The sequence below is a fragment of the Mycobacterium sp. NGS54 genome, assembly GCF_059812465.1.
On sequence record NZ_JCALCS010000007.1, the window covers coordinates 462,159 to 480,135 of the forward strand.

The following is a 17,977-nucleotide window of genomic DNA, read 5'->3' on the forward strand; positions in this document are numbered from 1 at the left end:
CTGAAATAGGTTGGTGGTCAGTCGTTCTTGGGCCTGCGATATTGCTTGAGGACGCTGAGCGTCTGGTCCACCCACGCCTCGATGTAGCGGTCTTCGCCGATATTGCCCGGCAAGCGTCCGGTCAGCGCCTGCAGCGTCGCGGCGTAGGACAACGCCCCGATCGCCACGGCCGCGGTCGCCGCGGGATCGGGTATCTCGTTGCGCCCGGCGCGATTCAACGCGGCCAGTTCGTCGGTGAACCGCTGATAGGCGTTGTCGGTGATGACCTGCCAGGTCTTCTCGTCGAGATCGCCGAGCGCGTCGGGCTCGCGCAGCATGACCTTGAGCAGGTCCTCGCTCTGTTTGAGGTTGCTCCAGATCAGCTGGCCCGCGGTGCGCACCGCCTGTTCCACACTGGCAGGCTCTCCGGCGTCGTACTGCTCCCGGGCGGCCACAATGCTGTCGATCCGGTGCGCTACGGCGGCCTCCAGCAGCTCGCGCTTGGAGCCGAAGTGCTTGTAGAGCGCGCCCGACCCCGGCGCCAGTCCGGACGCCCGCTGGATGTCGGCGACCGACGTCGCGGCGTAGCCCTTGTCGGCAAACAGCCTCAGCGCTTCGCCCAACAGCCGGTCACGTCCGGAAGGTTGCACGGTGAGAGAGTACTCACTCACCGCAGGAGAAACCAAGTCGGTGTTACGCAGTTCACACGCCGTTCGGTGAGGCGCTGGTACGGCCGCCGAACGCCGGGCGGAGGGCCAATGGGCGCCGCCACTTTCAGCGGTGCAAATGCGTGGCAAAGATTTGGGTTCGATATGCACCCGGCCCGTCGGGTTGCCCGCGACCGTCCGTCTTAATTACCTTTCCCGACAGGGGCCGGGAAATATCAGCCGAGCGACAAAGCCCAGCGCCGTGTAAATGCCGGAACGCCAAGGGGTTACGGACACATCCGTGCCACAGATGCGTAACAACATGGCAATACGTAATGAGAAAGCGAGCGATGCAGCAATTCGGAGTATTCCGGAAGAACACCGCCGATCCCGGGCCGGCGTCACGAAACGAGCGGCTGCGCTCCATGATTCGCAGCGACCTGCCGGCGTCGCTGGTGGTTTTCCTGGTCGCGCTCCCGTTGTCTCTCGGGATCGCCATCGCATCGAACGCTCCAGTGCTCGCGGGCCTGATCGCCGCGATCGTCGGGGGGATCGTCGCCGGATGCATCGGGGGATCTCCGCTGCAGGTGAGCGGTCCCGCCGCCGGGCTCACCGTCATCGTGGCCGACCTGGTGTCCGAATTCGGTTGGGCGGTCACATGTTTGATCACCGTCGCCGCCGGCGTCCTGCAGGTCCTGCTGGGCATGAGCCGCGTCGCGCGGTCGGCCCTGGCGATCTCACCTGTCGTCGTGCACGCCATGCTGGCCGGAATCGGAATAACCATCGCCCTTCAACAGGTCCACGTTTTGTTGGGCGGAAAGTCCAAGAGCACCGCCTGGCAGAACGTTATCGGTCTTCCGGCCCAAGTAATCGGCGCGCACAAACCGGGCGTGGTCCTGGGCGTGCTGGTGGTGCTGATTCTGATCGGATGGCGGTGGGCTCCCGCCAAGGTCGCCCGCATACCCGGCGCGCTCGTCGCGATCGTTGCCGTGACGGTGATTTCGCTGGTCTTCCCGTTCGAGGTGCCCCGGATCGAACTCGAGGGATCCGTGTTGGACGCCCTGCGGCTGCCGGAACTCCCCGACGGCGGGTGGGGCGCAGTCGCGGTGGGCGTCCTGACGGTCGCGCTTGTCACCAGCGTTCAGAGCCTGCTGACCGCGGTGTCCATCGACAGAATGCACAACGGAACGCGGACCGACTTCGATCGCGAGCTGATCGGACAGGGCGCCGCCAACATCGTGTCGGGTGCGATCGGTGGCCTGCCCATCAGCGGTGTCATCGTGCGCAGCGCGGCTAATGTCAACGCGGGCGCGAAATCCCGGGCCTCGTCGATCATGCACGGCGTGTGGATCCTGCTGTTCACGCTCCCCTTCGCGGAGCTGGTGGAACAGATTCCGACCGCCGCGCTCGCGGGCCTGCTCATTGTCGTCGGAATTCAACTTCTCAAGCCGGCCCATATCAAGACCGCGCAGCGCACCGGAGATCTCGCCGTCTATGTCGTCACCGCGGTCGCGGTGGTCTTCCTCAATCTCCTGCACGGCGTCATGATCGGCCTCGCGGTGGCCGTCGCGCTGACCGGCTGGCGGGTGATCCGGGTCAGGGTCGAGGCCGCGCGCGTGGGTGATGAATGGAATGTCGAGGTCGGGGGCGCGTGTACCTTTCTCGCTCTGCCCAGGCTGACCCGGGTGCTGGCGTCGGTGCCTCAAGGCGCGACGGTGACCGTCCACGTCGTCGCCAACTACCTCGATCACGCCGCGCACCAGGCGATTCGCGACTGGCTGCGACACCACCGACACACCGGCGGCGCGGTGCAGATCCACGGCATGAGCGAGCCGGACAGAACCGGCCCGACCGACGGTGCGGCCGCCAACGTCGAACGCGGCGGCGCCCAGCTGACCTTGGTCCACACCAAGACGGCAACCTCCGAGGTGAGCTGACCGCCGCGCCAACCTCAAACATCGCGCCTATATCCTGAGCTCGTTGGCCAAGCCGGGCGAAGACGGAAGGCAAGATGTCACGAGAACTTCGGCCGCTGCCGCGGACGGTATGAGTGATGGCGACCGATACGTCCGCGCCTCACGGTCTGCGGTTGCCGATGAAGGTGCTGTCACTGCGCACCATCGTCATCGTCGCCGCGCTGTCGGTGATCACGCTCGTCGTCCTGTTGGGCGCCTGGGTGTGGATCGGCGTCACCAACGACCAGTACAGCCAACTCGACCGCCGGCTGGATTCGGTGAGCAGTTTGGGCGACATCAACACCTTGATCAATAGCGGTCAGCTCGCCACACCCGACCGGCCCACACCGGACGGCAACCTGGTGCGCACCGCGCGCATCGCCGGTGTGACGGTGTCTGTCCCGGGCAATATCGTTCTGCCGCAACTTCCGAACGGATACGCCAACACCACCATCGGTGGCGTGCAATACCGCGTGCGTACCTTCAGCGCGGGTCCCGCCTCGATCGCGCTCGCCGCCCCGCTGGCCGAGGCCCAGCACCGGATCAACGAGCTGCACCTACGGGTTTTGCTGATCTGCGGCATCGTCATCGGTGGCACGATCCTCGTCGGCTGGGTGATTTCGTTGATCATGGTCAATCCGTTCCTGCTGTTGGCGCAGCAGGCCCGTGCCATCAACGCTCAATCCAGCCCGGACGAGGTGCAGGTTCGCGGCGTGCGTGAGGCCGTCGAAATCGCCGAAGCGGTCGAAGGAATGCTGGCCCGCATCGGAAACGAGCAGCAGCGCACCAAGGCGGCGCTCGAGTCGGCCCGCGACTTCGCCGCCGTCGCGTCGCACGAGCTGCGCACCCCGCTGACCGCCATGCGCACCAACCTGGAAGTGTTGTCCACCTTGGAAATACCGCGGGAACAACGCCAAGAGGTGATCGGTGACGTCATACGCACCCAGAGCCGAATCGAAGCGACGCTGACGGCGCTGGAACGCCTGGCGCAGGGCGAGCTGACCACCGTCGACGATTTTGTGCCGTTCGACATCACCGAGCTGCTGGATCGCGCCGCGCACGACGCCCTTCGCATTTATCCGGGTGTGCAGGTGTCGCTGGTGCCGTCGCCCACGGTGTTGATGGTGGGGCTGCCCACCGGGCTTCGGCTGGTAATCGACAACGCCATCGCCAATGCCGTCAAGCACGGCGCCGCCACCGAAATCCGTCTCTACGTAACCAGTTCCGGCCAGGGCGTGGAAATCGCCATCGACGACAACGGCACCGGGGTGCCCGAGTCCGAACGCACCGCGGTCTTCGAACGCTTCTCCCGCGGGTCCACCGCTTCCCGCTCCGGCTCGGGGCTGGGGCTGGCCCTCGTCGCCCAGCAAGCCGAATTGCACGGCGGGAGCGCGTCGCTGCACTCCAGCCCGTTGGGGGGCACCCGCCTGCTGCTCCGACTGGCCGGTGACGGGCGCGGGCCGGCGTGATGTGATGCTAGGGCACCTCGGCATCAACGTTCCGGATCTGCCGGCCGCGAAGCGCTACTACGACGCGCTGATGCCCCTGGTCGAATTCGAGCCCTTCCTTGCAGCCGACGACGAATTCGCCTATAGACCCGCCGACAACAAGCCCGGCACCTACCTGTTCTTCTACCCGTCGGGCCAACCGGGTGAGTACTCCGCGGAGCGGACCGGTCTGCAGCACCTGGCGTTCATGGTGCCGCGCCGATCATTGGTGCACGCCGTGCACGACCACGTCGTTCGGCTGGGCGGCACGGTCGTTCATCCCCCGCGGCATTTCCCGCAGTACGCCGGCCATTATTACGCCACCTTTTGGCACGACCCGTTCGGCCTCAGACTTGAGGCCGTCTGCCACCACGACCGCGACTGAGCCAGGCCCCGGCATCAGGCATATTGACATAGATCAGGCAGGTTGATATCACTTAGGCCACAAGGATTCGCCGCCGATTGACCGGGGGAGCCATGCCTGATCCCAAACCACCAGCCTGGCTCAAGGCGATGAACAAAGTCATGATGCGGATGCAGAAACTCGGCATCGTCGCCGGGCCGGTGCGGGTGCTTACCGTGCCCGGCCGCAAATCGGGGCAACCGCGGAGCACGCCGGTCACACCTTTCACCGTGCACGACAGCCGCTATGTCGTCGGATATCCAGACGCCGATTGGGTGCTCAACGCCCGCGCCGCGAGCACCGGGACCATCATGCGGGGCCGCAGGCCCGAGCGTGTGGCCTTCGCGGAGCTGTCCGCGGAGCAAGCCCGGCCGGTGCTGCGCGCTTTTCCCGACAAGGTGCCGCGTGGCGTCGGATTCTATAAACGCTCGGGGCTGGTGGCACGGGGAACCGCCGACGAGTTCGAGGCACTTGCCGGCCGATGCGCGGTGTTCCGGCTCGACGCCTTACCGGCATCCTGACGCCTGGGCACCGAGGCCGGCCAGAAGAACCACCTGCCCAGCAGCGCGACGATGGACGGCACGACGAGCGCCCGCACCACCAGGGTGTCCATCATCAGCCCGACCGCGATGGTCGTGCCGATCTGGGCGATGCTGAGCACGCTGCTGCCCAGCAACGCGAGCATGGTGAGCCCGAAGACAATCCCTGCCGTGGTCACCACCCCGCCGGTGCCGCCGAACGCGCGAACGATGCCCGTTCTGATTCCTGCCGTCGCCTCGTGCTTGATGCGAAGTGCCAGTAGCAGGTTGTAGTCCGCGCCGACGGCGATCAGCGCGATGAAGGCGATCGGTGCGACGGCCCAGTGCAGCTCGTGATGAAGCAGCCGCTGCCAGATCAGTGCGCTGATGCCCAACGCCGATGCGTAGGAGGCGACGACGGTGCCGACGACGACCAGCCCGGCCACCGGACTGCGCAGCATCGCCGTGACGATCAGGAAGATGAGCACCAGGGCCGCACCGATCAGCAGTGCGCTGTCGCGGGCGACGAAACGCTGCAGGTCGGCGGTCACGGGGCCGACACCCGCCAGGTCGACTCCCGTTGGGGTCAGCGTTCCCTCCTTGGTGGCCTCCTTGACCGCGGTGCGCACCTGCTCCGCCCGCGTGGCGCCCGCGGCGCCCCATTCGTTGCCGTCGCCGTAGACCAGCAGGTAGGTCGCGCGACCGTCGGCGGAAATCAGCTGGTGCAGCACCTCGACATACCGCGGGTCGCTCAGCGCACGTTGCGGCAGGTAGAAACCGGATGCGGCGCTGCCCTGGAATTGGGTGGCGATCTCGGCCAGGTAGTCGGTCAACTGGTGCAACTGCGGCCCGATGGTCTGGCTCAGGCCCAGCAACTCGCGGGTGGCCGAACGCGCCTGTCCCAGTGCGTCTTTCATCGAAACAACGGTTTGCGGTAGGTCCGACATGGCCGCCGCGGCGGCGCTTGACCCCCTGGTCAGCTTGGCAGCGCCATCGCCGAGCCGCGTCGAGGTCTGCACCAGGCTGTCGACGGGCCGGATAATTCGGTCCACCGTCGAGCAGACCGGGTTGGCTTCGCAGCCCGGGGTGCGCGCGACGAAATCCCGCAGCGGGTCAAGGTAGCCCGACACCGACGTGACGGTCCGTTGCACGCCGTCCATGCCGCCGCGCATGTCGTCGGCGGCCGCGGACATGTCTGCCAATCCCGCACTGCCGCCGCGCAACCCACCGCCGAGCCGGTCCACCGCGGTTTGGGTCTGCGAGAGAGCGTTGTCGAGTTCGGAGACCCGGTTCAGTCGCTGGGTCAGTGAATCGATCGTGTCCCCGAGCTGGCGGCCGAGCACTCCGGTCTGATACGTCAACGTGGCCTGATCCGGCACCCTGCCGTCGGGGCGGCTCGCGGACTGCACCATGCGCACACCGGGAATCGCCATGATCTGGCGCGAGATCCGCTCGACGGCTATCAGCCCCGCCGGGGTGCGCAGGTCGTGGTCGGCCTGGATGGTGACGACGTCGGGCAGCAGCGAATTCGACGGGAAGTGCCGATCGCTGGCCGCGTAGCCGCGGCTGGATTCGGCGGCGGATGGGGTGGCGGCCGGTTCGTTCCAGCCGACCCGCACGCCGGCCAACGGCAGCGCCGCCAGCAGGGTCAAGCCGCCCGCGGTGACCAGGACGGGACCCGGCCAGCGCGCCACCGCGGCACCCACGCGCCGCCAGCGGCGCGACGTCGTCGAGGGTCGCGGTTCGAGAAACCCCCGGCGCAGCGCCAGTCCCATGAGCGCCGGCGTCAGCGTAAGCGCCGCGGCCATGGTGACCAGAACCCCGATGGCGCACGGTATTCCAGCGCTGCGAAACATCCCCACCCTGGCGAAGCCAAGGCATCCCAGCGCAACAGACACCGTCAGCGCCGATCCGATCACCACCGGCGCGACGGCGCGGTAGGCCTCGAGCAGCGCCTGCGCCGGGGCGACGCCGCGGCGGCGCCCCTCGTGGTAGCGGCCGATGAGGAATATCGCGTAGTCGGTTCCGGCGCCCAGCGTCATCGCCGCCATGAGCGCCGCCGAGAATAGCGATACCTCAACGACATTCGCTTGGCCAAACGTCGCGGCAACTGCACGACCCAGGGCCAGCGCGATGCCGACCGAGGCCAGCGGGATCGCCGCCGCGATCGGCGACCGGTACACCAACAGCAGCAGCAGCAGGATGACGCCGACCGTGGCGGCGGTGATCGTGAGCATCTGCCGATCGATCGCGGAGAATTCGTCGACGATGGTGGCGCCGGGACCGGTGACGAGCACACGCAGGCCGGGCGGCGCGGACAGTCGGGCTACCTCGCCGCGCACGGAATTCACCGAGTCGCGGGCCGCCGAGGTGCCGAGCATTCCGGCGAGCCGCACCATCAGGCTGACCGTGCGCCCGTCGGAGCTCTCGGCGCCGGCGGCCGTGGCGGGCTGAGACCACAGGTCGGTCACCGCATTCACGTGGCCACGATCGGAGGAGAGGGCCGCGGTCAGCGCGTCATAGAATTGGCGGTCGCGCGGCGTCAGGCGCTGATCGCGTTCCAGCACAACGTAAACGAAGTTGTTGCTCGGCTTTTGGCCGAATAGCTGCGCGGCGCGGGACGCGGCGACGGAGCTCGGGGCGTCGGCGGGCATGAACGTGCGGGCATGGGTGTCCACGACCCGTTCCAGCTGTGGGACGGCCAGATTGGCGGCGGTCGCCGCCAGGACCCATAGGCCGACGACAAGGATTGCGTATCGGCCGGTCAGACGCGAGAGAATTCCCGTTCCGTCAAGCAACGGTCTGCGCATCGCCCGGTCCGCCCAACAACTCCATGACCCGCCGCTCGCCCCCGGACAGGGAGCGCAGCCGCAGCGACCGGCGGGACGCGATCTCCAGCAGGGCGTGCAGCCCGGGCTCGGCGGCCGCGAGGTCGGCCCTCACCCGCTCGGCTGCCACGCCGTCGTGCGCCGCCTGATCCAGCTTGGCGACGAGCATCGTCATCCAGCGCTGTCGCAGCGACAGCAGTAGCCCCTCCTGGCCACCGAAGAGCCGAGACACCTCGGACGAACGATCGGCCAGCGCGAGTGCCGCGTCGGGATCGGTCTCGGCGGCCTTGATCACGTTGGCCATGAAGGCCATCCGGTCGTGCAGCAGTGTCCATGTCATGCCTCGACGCTATGAGCGCTGCCAGCCGCCGCGCGTCGTGCCGAGGTTCGGTCTTTGCCTCCTACCACGGGTGGAGACGGATGCCGACCTCGGCATGATGTGACGAGGAGCCGGGCTCTTCTACGATTGGACAATGTTGCGCGCCGCAGCCGATCACTTGCGGGAACTGTTGCGCCGACGCCGTGCGCAGATGCCCGTCGGCATCACATGGACGTCGATGATCGCCGTCGATGTCTCCCTTGTGATCGGCGGGGTGGTCGCGATCCTGCAGCGCCCGGCCGCCGATTTGCCTGTCGCGCTCGCCGCGTTCGCATTGGCTCTCTCGCCAGAGGTTCCGTTCTTGGTGTTCAACATGAAGCTCAGCCCCGCGCTGCTGTGGCTGACTTGGTCGACGGCCGCCGCCGTGATGCTGTTCGCCACCTCGACACCCGTTCATGGCGATTTCGCGCCGGCGGGAGCGGTCCTGGCGGTCTTGTGCGTCGCGACATTGGCCTCGGTTGCCGCCGGCATTCTGGCAGCCGCGTCGGCGACGGCGCTGCTCCTCGCCGCCTCCTCGCTGCACCGCCTCGATGACGTGGCGCTGTACGTGGGCTTTGTCGCGGTGGGATGGCTGCTCGGCTACATCATGCGCACGCAACGGCTGCTGTTGGCCGAACAGATCGAGGCGCAGAAGCTGTTGGCCGAGCACGCCGCGGCCGACGAGCGACGGCGCATCGCGCGCGAAGTGCACGACGTCATCGCCCATTCGCTCAGCGTCACCTTGTTGCACGTGACCGGCGCGCGGCGGGGGCTGCAGCAGGATCGCGACGTCGACGACGCCGTCGAGGCCCTCGAGCAGGCCGAGCGGCTGGGCCGGCAGGCGATGGCCGACATCCGCCGGACCGTCGGGCTTCTCGACGATTCACCGATGAAGGTTGCGCCCGAACCCGGCATCGACGACGTCGCGGTGCTCGTCGAAGACTTCCAGCGGGCCGGACTGGCCGTGACGCTGCGCGTCGAAGGGGCCACCGATCGCGCGTCGGCCGCGGTGGGCCACGCGCTGTACCGCATCGCCCAGGAATCGCTGGCCAACATCGCCAAACACGCGCCGGAATCAAAATCGACTGTGGTCCTGAGTGTTTCGGAGGCTTCGACAAGCCTTGTCGTCGACAATCGCCTGCCGGCCGCGGTGGCCGCGGCCCCCTGCGCGGAAGGGCGCGGTGTGAGCGGCATGCGCCAGCGCGTCGAGCTGCTGGGCGGGGCGATCGACGTCGGCCCGACCCGCGACGGGTGGGCGGTGCGCGCCGAGATCCCCCTGGGCGGGGGCGATACCGGCTGGCGGCCGCCGTGGTGCAAGTTGTGATCCCCGATATCGCCGAATCGGCCGAGATCGCCGTGCTGCTGGTGGACGACCAGGACTTGGTGCGTTCCGGGTTGCGCCGGATCCTGCGCCGCAAGGACGGATTCAACGTGGTCGCCGAATGCGCCGACGGGGACGAGGTGCGCGCCGCCGTGGCCGAGCACCGACCCGACGTCGTCGTAATGGACCTGCGGATGCGACGGGTGGACGGCATCGAGGCGACGCGACGGCTGGCCGGGGGCCCGCCGGTGCTCGCGTTGACCACATTCAACGAGGACGACCTGCTGTCCGGGGCGCTGCGCGCCGGCGCCGCCGGGTTCGTGCTCAAGGACTCGTCGGCCGAGGAATTGATCCGCGCCGTGCGGACGGTGGCCAGGGGAGACAGCTACCTGGATCCCGCGGTCACCGCGCGCGTACTCACCACTTACCGCAGGGCCGCCCCCGGCACCTGCGAAAAACGGGGCAACGAGGTCGCCCAGCTCACCACCCGCGAGTTGGACGTGCTGACGCTGATCGGAAAAGGCATGTCCAACAGCGAAATCGCCGACGAACTCTGCATCTCCGGTGTCACGGTCAAGAGCCACATCGGCCGGATCTTCGGGAAGCTGGACCTGCGGGACCGCGCCGCGGCGATCGTCTACGCCTACGACAACGGGATCGTCGCGCCGCGCTGAAACGTCAAGGGACGCGGTGACCGAGTTCGCGAACGTGCGGCCAGCCGCAGGGTGGCGCAGCCACGGCGGCCTAGTCGCCCGAACTCACATAGGGGTGGCCTGCTGGGCCAGATTCAGCAAGACGTAGGCGATGCAGAAAAGGAAGTTGAGTACGACCAAGACTAGGCCCACGAAAAGCAGCGAACGGGTCCCCTGCCGCTTGAGGCGCTTGACCCGCGCGCCGCGGGCCTCACGATTGAGCTGCATCGCGATCAGCGCAAAATTGACATCCGTCACTTCGTCGTCCGCGACGGGCACACCGGCGACCATCTGGCGCAGGCGTTCGGGGGCGGTGTGAACCCCGACGCGCTCGAAGCGGTGACACAGCCGTCGCGCCCGCCTGCGGCCCAGTGCCTGACATCGCATCTGTACCTGATGCATGAGTTGCCGCCGTTCGTAGCCCCAGGCATCGGACGGAACCGTCACAAGCCGGGAGTCTAACCCGCAAATACCCGGTTTCGGGAGGTCTAAGCCAATCCCGTCGGCACCTTTTAACCGCCGGTCATCCGCTCGGATTCGGGCAGGTCCAGGTAGCGCTCAAGGTTGCGATGCATGTTGATGACGCGCCGTTCTTCGCTGGAGAGCGCCAAGTGAGTGAAGCCCGGCTGGTGCAGGCCGCGCTGTTGGCCCGCGAGCAGCTGGATGTCCTGGGTGAGCACCAGGCCCGGTTCGGCCTCCCCGGCGGTGGTTCGCACGTCCGCCGGCTTGCTGCGCGGCGCGCCCGACGCCATTCGCGTCATCAGGAAGATGACCATTTCGCCGCGATCCGGATCGGCGCCGGGCCGCGAGCACATGACGGTCAGGTGGTCGGCGTTGGCCAGCAGCGTCATGTTGGGAAACACGTTGTACTGGTGCAGCCGGGTGACCCGGTCGGTGTCGGCCCACGAGAGGTCCACCCCACGGCTGGCCGCGAAGGCCCGCGTGGCCTCCGCGATCAGGTCCTGGACGGTCTGCCCCGGCCGGCGTTCGTCGGCGGGAAACGGGGTGCCCTCGGCCGCACCCATCAGCGCGCCCTGCGTGTAGACGTAGGCGTCCCACACCTCTTCGTCGCTCAACGCGCCCTCGAAGCGCGGGCTCTGGACTCCGTAGGGCTGGTCGGACTTGCCGGTGTGGCCCCAGATCTGTTGGGGCGCATGGATGTCGTCGACGCAGCGCAGCAGCTCGGGATGCAGCGTCTGGATGTGGTAGGTCTCGCTGTAGCCGTCGGCGATCGTCTTCCAATTGGCGTCGACGTCGATGGTCAGCGTCGCGTAGCAGCGGAAGTCGCTCAGGTGGCACCACGCGATGTCGTCGGGCACCGCCTCCAGGTACTCAAGCAACGGCATCGCGCCGACGTCGAGGTTGACGAAGACCAGGCCCTCCCAGGTGTCGACTAACGCGGTTATCAGAGGGAAGTCCGACATCCGCAGTGAGCCGAAGCCCTTGCGGTTGGGCACCCGCTTGAGCGCGCCGGCGAGGTCCCAGGTCCAGCCGTGGTAGCCGCACTTGAGCTCGCGCAGCCCGGAACCCGAGCCGGCGCACAGCGAATTTCCGCGATGGCGGCACGCGTTCTGGAAGGCACGCAGGACGCCGTCGTCGCCGCGCACGATCAGCACCCCGTACGGGCCGCAGCGGTATTCGAAGTAGTCGCCGGGCTCGGCGACGTGGTCGACCATGCAGGCCAGCTGCCACACCTTCGGCCACATCCGTTCGACCTCGAGTTGGGCGAACGCCGCAGAGTAATAACGCCCGGCCGGCACCAGGGTGGGGCCGACGGGCGGGGTGCCGATCGCGTCCTCGTCGCGGGTGCGCGTCGGGTTGCCGGCGGGCGCGTTCACGGGCGGAGCCCTAACGCGCTCCGCGCACCAGGCGGCCGGGACGCGCCCCGGTGTCGACGTCGTTGCGGCGGGTCACCGTCCCGCTGACGATCGTGGCGGCGTAGCCGCTCGCGCCCTGCAGGATCCGGTGGCCGCCGGCCGGCAGGTCGAAGGCCATCGCCGCGGGATGCAGGCGCAGGGCGTCCATGTCGATCACGTTGATGTCGGCCTTCTTGCCGGCTTCGATGGTGCCGCGGTCGGTGAGGCCGAACAGGTAGGCGGTGTCGCGGGACTGCTTGCGGATCACGTACTCGAGCGGCAACTTCTCGCCCCGGTGACGATCCCGCGCCCAGTGCGTCAGCAGGAAGGTGGGATAGGAAGCGTCACAGATCATTCCGCAGTGGGCGCCGCCGTCCGAGAGTCCCAGCACGCCCGCGGGGTGCAGCATCATTTCCCGGATCGCGTCGCAGTTGCCGTCGGCGTAGTTGAAGAGCGGCAGCATCAGCATGTTGGTCGCATTCGACTCGAGCATCAGGTCGTAGAGGGTGGCCAAGGGGTCCTCGCCGCGTGCCTTGGCGATGGCGGCAACGGTGCGGTCCGGCGTCGGCTCGTAGTCGGGCGGATTGCCAAGCGCGTAGAGGCGGTGCAGGGAGTGCTGCACCAGGGCGAACATCCCGTCGAACAGCTGTGTCGGGTCGACCGGCAGATCGTCCTCGGACAGGATCGCCGCCTTCACCGCGGGATCGGCGAGGCGCTGGGCGAGCTCGGCGCGGCCGCATTCGGCCGCGAGCCTGCGATACGTCGGCCGATGGCTGAAGCCGTGATGCCCCTGGAACCCGATCATCATCCCGAACGGGCGCGCCGCGATCTGCGGGTACAGCCGCGCGCCCGCCGCGTGCGCATCCGCGGAGAGGTCGAGCATTTCGCGCCAGAGCTTCGGGTCGGCGTCCACCTGGATGAGCGCGAACGACACCGGGCGGTCGATCTCGTGGCTGAGCCGGCGCATCCAGTCCAATTCCTTCTTCGGGCCGATGATGTCCTCGCCCGCCGCCCCCTGCGGGGCCAACTCGAACACCGCGCGGCCGCCGGCGGCCATGGCGCGCCCGAGACCGAACAGTTCCTCCTCCGCGGCGAAGGTGCCAGGCACCGGCTCACCGTCCATCGCGCGGTGGCCCATCGTGCGCGACGTCGAAAACCCCAGCGCGCCGGCCTCGATCGCCTCGGTGACCAGCCGCGCCATCGCCGCGATGTCGTCGGGCGTGGCCGGCTCGTTGCGGGCGCCCCGCTCGCCCATCGCGTAGGCGCGGATAGCACCGTGGGCAACCTGGCTGCCCACGTCGATCGCGAACTTCTGCTTGCCGACCGCGTCGAGATATTCGGGATAGGTCTCCCAGCCCCAGGTGATGCCCTCGGTGAGCGCGGTGCCGGGGATGTCCTCGACACCCTCCATCAACGCGATCAGCCAGTCCTCGGTGCCGGGCCGTACCGGGGCGAAGCCGACGCCGCAGTTGCCGGTCACGATCGTCGTGACGCCATGACCGCTGGAGGGCTCCAGCAGGCTGTCCCAGCTCACCTGGCCGTCGTAGTGCGTGTGGATATCGACGAACCCCGGGGCCACCACATGCCCTGTCGCGTCGATGGTTTCGGCGGCCGCACCGGCCATCTCGGGGCCGTCGGCGCCGCGCCGGACCACGTCGACGATCACGCCGTCCTTGATGCCGATGTCAGCGCGATAGCGCTCGGTTCCGGTGCCGTCGACGACAGTGCCACCGGTGATCTTCAGGTCGAACATGAGGTTCACTCCTTGTCGCCAGACGCTGTCGACGCGAGGCAGGCAGTATTTCGCTACGCCAAGTAGCGTAACTCCTCACAGTATTCGTCGCGGAGGAGCCAGTCAATGACTCTGTCGCTGATCAGGGCGCACCCGCGAGGCATCAACCCTGCCCCGGAAGATCGGTACGTTGGTAGGTTCTGGAAGTGCTCTTCGCGGCCCTGCGCGACATGCAATGGAAAAAACGGCGCCTGATCATCACCGTCGTCAGCACCGCGCTGATCTTTGGAATGACATTGGTCATGACCGGACTGATGAACGGCTTCCAGGTCGAGGCCCGCGGCACCGTCGATTCCCTGGGCGTCGACGCGTTCGTGGTGAAAAACGGCGCGGCCGGACCGTTCCTGGGGTCGACACCATTCCCCGACGTCGACCAGGCCCGCATTGGAGCTTTGCCCGGCGTCGCGGCCGCAGCCCCGCTGGGCTGCGTGGGGACGATCATGAAGGAGGGCGGGACAACGCGAAACGTCACGGCGTTCGGCGCCCCCGAGCATGGCCCCGGCATGCCGCGAGTCTCGGAGGGTCGGGCGCCGTCGATGCCGGACGAGGTCGCCGCGTCGAGCGTGCTGGGTCTGCACGTCGGCGACACCCTGGAGGTTGGCGCACACGTATTGCGGATCGTCGGCATTGTGCCGAATTCCACTGCGCTGGCGAAGATCCCGAACATCTTCCTCACCACGCAGGGCCTGCAGCAAGTGGCGTACAACGGGCAGCCGATGGTCACGTCGATCGGGGTCGTCGGCACACCCCGACACCTCCCGGACGGCTACCAGATGTATGACCGGACGGGTGCCGTGAAGGACCTGGTACGCCCGTTGCATGTGGCGGTGACTTCGATCTCGATCGTCGCCGTCTTGCTGTGGATCGTGGCGGCGCTGGTCGTCGGATCGGTGGTCTACCTCTCCGCGCTCGAGCGGGTCCGCGACTTTGCGGTGTTCAAGGCGATCGGCACGCGGACGCGATCCATCATGGCGGGGCTGACCTTGCAGGCGCTGGTTGTTGCGTTGCTCGCGGCTGCGGTGGGCGTCGGGCTTGCGCAGGTGATGGCACCACTGTTTCCGATGATCGTCGCGATCCCCGTCGGCGCGTACCTGCTGCTGCCCGCGGTCGCGATCGTGGTCGGCCTGTTGGCCAGCCTGGCCGGGCTGAGGCGCGTGGTGGCCATCGATCCGGCGCTCGCGTTCGGAGGTCCTTAGCGATGGGCGATCTCAGCATTCAGGACCTCGTCGTCGAGTACTACAGCGGCGGATACGCTCTGCGGCCGATCAACGGCTTGAACCTCGATGTGACGGCGGGGTCGTTGGTGATCCTCCTCGGGCCCAGCGGGTGCGGGAAGACGACGCTGCTGTCCTGCCTCGGCGGCATACTGCGGCCAAAATCGGGCGCAATCAAGTTCGACGACGTCGATATCATCACCCTCGACCGCACTGCGCTGGCGGACTATCGGCGCGACAAAGTGGGCATTATCTTCCAGGCGTTCAACCTGGTGCCCAGCCTCACGGCCCTAGAGAACGTAATGGTTCCGATGCGCGAGGCCGGGATGTCGCGCCGGGCCGCGCGTGAGCGCGCCGAGGAACTCCTGACGCGGGTCAACCTTCAAGAGCGAATGAAACACCGTCCGGGCGACCTGAGCGGCGGGCAGCAGCAACGCGTGGCCGTCGCCCGCGCGATCGCGCTGGATCCACCGCTGATCCTCGCCGACGAACCGACCGCGCACCTCGACTTCATTCAGGTGGAAGAGGTGTTGCGGCTGATCCGCGAACTCGCGGACGGGGATCGTATTGTCGTGGTCGCCACCCACGACTCCCGGATCCTGCCGATGGCCGATCGCGTCGTCGAGCTGACGCCCGATTTCCCCGAGACGAACAAGCCACCGGAAACGATAGAGGTCAAGGCCGGCGAGGTGCTGTTCGAGCAGTCGACGATGGGCGAGCTGATCTACTTCGTGACCGACGGTGAATTCGAGCTCGTGCGCGAATTGGCTGACGGCGGTGAGGAATTGGTGAAGGTCTCCGGACCCGGAGACTACTTCGGCGAAATCGGCGTGCTGTTTCACATGCCGCGCGCGGCGACCGCGCGTGCCCGCACCGACGCGACCGTCGTTGGCTACACGGCGCCGGCGTTCCGTCAGCGGCTCGGCGAGGGGGGCATCAGCGACGTGATCAAGCACCGCAAGGTTGCCGCCGAGTGAGTTGGTGCTACAAACAACTCTTCAGTGCCGCAATGGTTTCCAGGTCGTCGAGCGCCGCCACACCGCGCCGCAGGCCTTCCATGGCGATGCCCTCGACCTGCATCCCGCCCATTCCCGCGGTGATCAGCGGGGCCACATAGGCGTAGAGCGCGCCCTGCCGGTAGCGCCGCCACAGCTCGTCGCGGTCGAGGTTCGGTCCGCCGGCCGCCGCCAGGGCGCGTCGGTAGTCGTCGAGCAGGTCCCGCTGGGTCGCCCGGCGGTCGTCCGGGGTCAGGCTGGTGATCAGCGTGTATGCCAGCTCGCGCGAAGGATGGCCGCGCCGCACGGCCTGCCAGTCCAAGAGCCCGGCTTTGCCGCCGTCGAAGTACATGTTGCCGGGGTGCGCGTCGCCGTGCATGACGGTGTGCGGGGGCGTGTCGATCAGGGCGGCGACGGCTCGGTAGTTGTCGGCGATGAAGGTCCCGTTCTCGACGGGGATTTCGGTGCGCCCCGTGAGCCGCTTGATCGACGCGTGCATCAGCGAACCGGTCAACATGGACGTGACGTCGCCCGACGGGGTATATAGCCAGCCCAGCGGGTCGCGGCGGTCGCGCGGGAGGCGGTCCCAAAAGGTGGCGTGCAGATCGGCCAGCAATTCGACGATGAGGCCGGCCTGGTCGGGGGAGAGCGGGTGCAGGGTATCGGGAAATTCGCACGACTCGGCGGGCAGGTCCTCCAGAACCAGCAGGTATCGGCCCGTCCAGCTGTCGAAGGCCGCGCCGTAGGCCTGCGGCACGCCGTGCAGCTGCGGGGCCAGTTCGCTGTAGAAGCGCACCTCGGTGTGTCCGAGGCGGCCGAGTTCGCCCATCAGCCGGGTGGCGGTGGTTTCGGCGGCGACCTTGACGAACACCGACTCGGGGACGTTCTTGCCGGTCAGCACTAGCCGGGCCCGCGACGAGGTCCCCGCGTCGCGGTCGAGCACACGGACCGACTTGACCGTGGTTCCCATCAGTTTGGACAGGACTCCGGCGTCGATGTCAGCGACCGTGCGGGGCAACCCAAGACGGGCGCCCACCACCGCGTCGGCGGTCACCCGGCGGACCCCCTGGCCCAGGTGAGCGGCCAACCCGACGAGGGAAAAAGCTTGTTCCGCGAGGTTTTTCATGTGTATCCGTCCTGGTTCGGGATCCCCGTACCGGCGGGAGGGGTCACTCAACCGGCGCGGGGTCCCGTCAGACAAAAATAACCGAACGTCTGGACATCAGACAATACCCGATTATTGTCTGATCTGTGGCACCAGGGCCCGCACCACGAACTGCTCGACGAATTGGCGTTTGTCGGCGGCCGGCCGATACCGCCACGACGGGCCCAGCAGAAACAGCGTGGTGGTGTGCAACCACTGGACGATCGAGCGAAAGTCCAGGTCGTCGTGGAGGAGTCCCGCCCGCTTCCACCGGTTCAGCAGGGGTTCGTAGTGCCGCAGCAGCAGCTCCACGAATGGTTCCGAGCCCTTCTCGAGGGCCGCGGCCACCGCGGTGCTCTCCGCGGCGAACATCGCCTCGTTCAGCGGATTGCCGGCCACCGACTCGACGCGCGCCAGCACCATCTCCGGCACCGACCGGACCGGATCGTCCGGCGCGGGCAGCGAGCGCACCAGATCACCGAGCGCATTGTCGACCCGCATCAGCATCAGGCCGAGCAACACGTCGTCGCGGCCGGGGAAGTACCGGTACACCGTCGACCGCGACACCCCGGCCTCGTCGGCCACCTCGGCCATCCGGAACTGAGAGTTCCCGCGGCGGACGATGCAACGCCCCGCGGCGTCGAGGATCCGCCTGCGGGCCTCCTCGTCGTCGAGGATCGCGCGGTCGGCGCCCCACCACCGGCTCGGTTCCATGGCGCCGATCGTACGGGATTCGTTGTGCTGCTTCGGTATCTGATGCCGGGCGCAACCGCAGTAGGGCCGGGCGG

Annotated in this window: 16 protein-coding genes; 8 read left to right on the forward strand and 8 right to left on the reverse strand. The window is 67.7% G+C overall.

The features are described from left to right. Positions 1–17 precede the first annotated feature (17 nt). Positions 18–629, reverse strand: coding sequence for a TetR/AcrR family transcriptional regulator (locus AC5Y5E_RS24225; protein WP_499905595.1), 612 nt, complete (start codon positions 627–629; stop codon positions 18–20). A 347-nt stretch (positions 630–976) separates the two neighbouring features. Here AC5Y5E_RS24225 and AC5Y5E_RS24230 point away from each other — a divergent pair, with 347 nt between their 5' ends. From AC5Y5E_RS24230 to AC5Y5E_RS24245, 4 genes are all read left to right on the forward strand, one after another. Then, complete coding sequence (locus AC5Y5E_RS24230) at positions 977–2,563, forward strand: SulP family inorganic anion transporter (RefSeq protein WP_499905597.1); 1,587 nt, start codon at positions 977–979, stop codon at positions 2,561–2,563. Positions 2,564–2,721: 158 nt separating this feature from the next. After that, entirely contained in the window at positions 2,722–4,050 is a 1,329-nt protein-coding gene (locus AC5Y5E_RS24235) for a sensor histidine kinase (RefSeq protein ID WP_499905751.1), read from the forward strand. Positions 4,051–4,054: 4 nt separating this feature from the next. After that, positions 4,055–4,453, forward strand: coding sequence for a VOC family protein (locus AC5Y5E_RS24240; RefSeq protein ID WP_499905599.1), 399 nt, complete (start codon positions 4,055–4,057; stop codon positions 4,451–4,453). Between the two features lie 92 nt (positions 4,454–4,545). Continuing rightward, positions 4,546–4,992 carry a nitroreductase family deazaflavin-dependent oxidoreductase gene (locus AC5Y5E_RS24245; RefSeq protein ID WP_499905600.1) on the forward strand — a complete coding sequence of 149 codons (447 nt, stop codon included), beginning with the start codon at positions 4,546–4,548 and terminating at the stop codon, positions 4,990–4,992. Here AC5Y5E_RS24245 and AC5Y5E_RS24250 read toward each other — a convergent pair. After that, on the reverse strand, positions 4,890–7,787 hold the full coding sequence (locus tag AC5Y5E_RS24250) for an MMPL/RND family transporter (protein WP_499905752.1): 2,898 nt from the start codon (positions 7,785–7,787) through the stop codon (positions 4,890–4,892). The two genes, AC5Y5E_RS24245 and AC5Y5E_RS24250, sit on opposite strands and share 103 nt — an antisense overlap. Continuing rightward, positions 7,780–8,157 carry a hypothetical protein gene (locus AC5Y5E_RS24255; protein ID WP_499905602.1) on the reverse strand — a complete coding sequence of 126 codons (378 nt, stop codon included), beginning with the start codon at positions 8,155–8,157 and terminating at the stop codon, positions 7,780–7,782. Before AC5Y5E_RS24255 ends, AC5Y5E_RS24250 begins: the two co-directional genes overlap by 8 nt. A 133-nt stretch (positions 8,158–8,290) precedes the next feature. On the opposite strand from AC5Y5E_RS24255, the gene AC5Y5E_RS24260 reads away from it, so the two are divergent. Both AC5Y5E_RS24260 and AC5Y5E_RS24265 read left to right on the forward strand, forming a co-directional pair. Continuing rightward, positions 8,291–9,499, forward strand: a complete 1,209-nt coding sequence (locus AC5Y5E_RS24260) for a sensor histidine kinase (RefSeq protein WP_499905603.1) — start codon at positions 8,291–8,293, stop codon at positions 9,497–9,499. Then, complete coding sequence (locus AC5Y5E_RS24265) at positions 9,499–10,170, forward strand: response regulator transcription factor (protein WP_499905754.1); 672 nt, start codon at positions 9,499–9,501, stop codon at positions 10,168–10,170. The genes AC5Y5E_RS24260 and AC5Y5E_RS24265 overlap by 1 nt, the downstream gene beginning before the upstream one ends. An 84-nt stretch (positions 10,171–10,254) precedes the next feature. Here AC5Y5E_RS24265 and AC5Y5E_RS24270 read toward each other — a convergent pair whose 3' ends face one another. The 3 genes from AC5Y5E_RS24270 to AC5Y5E_RS24280 all read right to left on the reverse strand — a co-directional run bounded on the left by AC5Y5E_RS24270 (position 10,255) and on the right by AC5Y5E_RS24280 (position 13,797). After that, positions 10,255–10,635, reverse strand: coding sequence for a hypothetical protein (locus tag AC5Y5E_RS24270; RefSeq protein WP_499905605.1), 381 nt, complete (start codon positions 10,633–10,635; stop codon positions 10,255–10,257). 65 nt (positions 10,636–10,700) lie between these two features. Further along, entirely contained in the window at positions 10,701–12,026 is a 1,326-nt protein-coding gene (locus AC5Y5E_RS24275; protein WP_499905607.1) for an aromatic ring-hydroxylating oxygenase subunit alpha, read from the reverse strand. A 10-nt stretch (positions 12,027–12,036) separates the two neighbouring features. Beyond that, on the reverse strand, positions 12,037–13,797 hold the full coding sequence (locus AC5Y5E_RS24280; RefSeq protein ID WP_499905609.1) for an N-acyl-D-amino-acid deacylase family protein: 1,761 nt from the start codon (positions 13,795–13,797) through the stop codon (positions 12,037–12,039). Positions 13,798–13,982: 185 nt separating this feature from the next. Here AC5Y5E_RS24280 and AC5Y5E_RS24285 point away from each other — a divergent pair, with 185 nt between their 5' ends. Then, positions 13,983–15,032: an ABC transporter permease gene (locus tag AC5Y5E_RS24285; RefSeq protein ID WP_499905611.1), complete on the forward strand. Its 1,050-nt coding sequence runs from the start codon at positions 13,983–13,985 to the stop codon at positions 15,030–15,032. A 2-nt stretch (positions 15,033–15,034) separates the two neighbouring features. Then, entirely contained in the window at positions 15,035–16,027 is a 993-nt protein-coding gene (locus AC5Y5E_RS24290; protein ID WP_499905613.1) for an ABC transporter ATP-binding protein, read from the forward strand. Positions 16,028–16,034: 7 nt separating this feature from the next. On the opposite strand, the gene AC5Y5E_RS24295 is transcribed toward AC5Y5E_RS24290, so the two are convergent. Together AC5Y5E_RS24295 and AC5Y5E_RS24300 are read right to left on the reverse strand one after the other, a co-directional pair. Further along, positions 16,035–17,171: a phosphotransferase family protein gene (locus AC5Y5E_RS24295; protein WP_499905614.1), complete on the reverse strand. Its 1,137-nt coding sequence runs from the start codon at positions 17,169–17,171 to the stop codon at positions 16,035–16,037. Positions 17,172–17,282: 111 nt separating this feature from the next. Further along, on the reverse strand, positions 17,283–17,903 hold the full coding sequence (locus tag AC5Y5E_RS24300) for a TetR/AcrR family transcriptional regulator (RefSeq protein ID WP_499905615.1): 621 nt from the start codon (positions 17,901–17,903) through the stop codon (positions 17,283–17,285). Between the last annotated feature and the right edge of the window lie 74 nt (positions 17,904–17,977).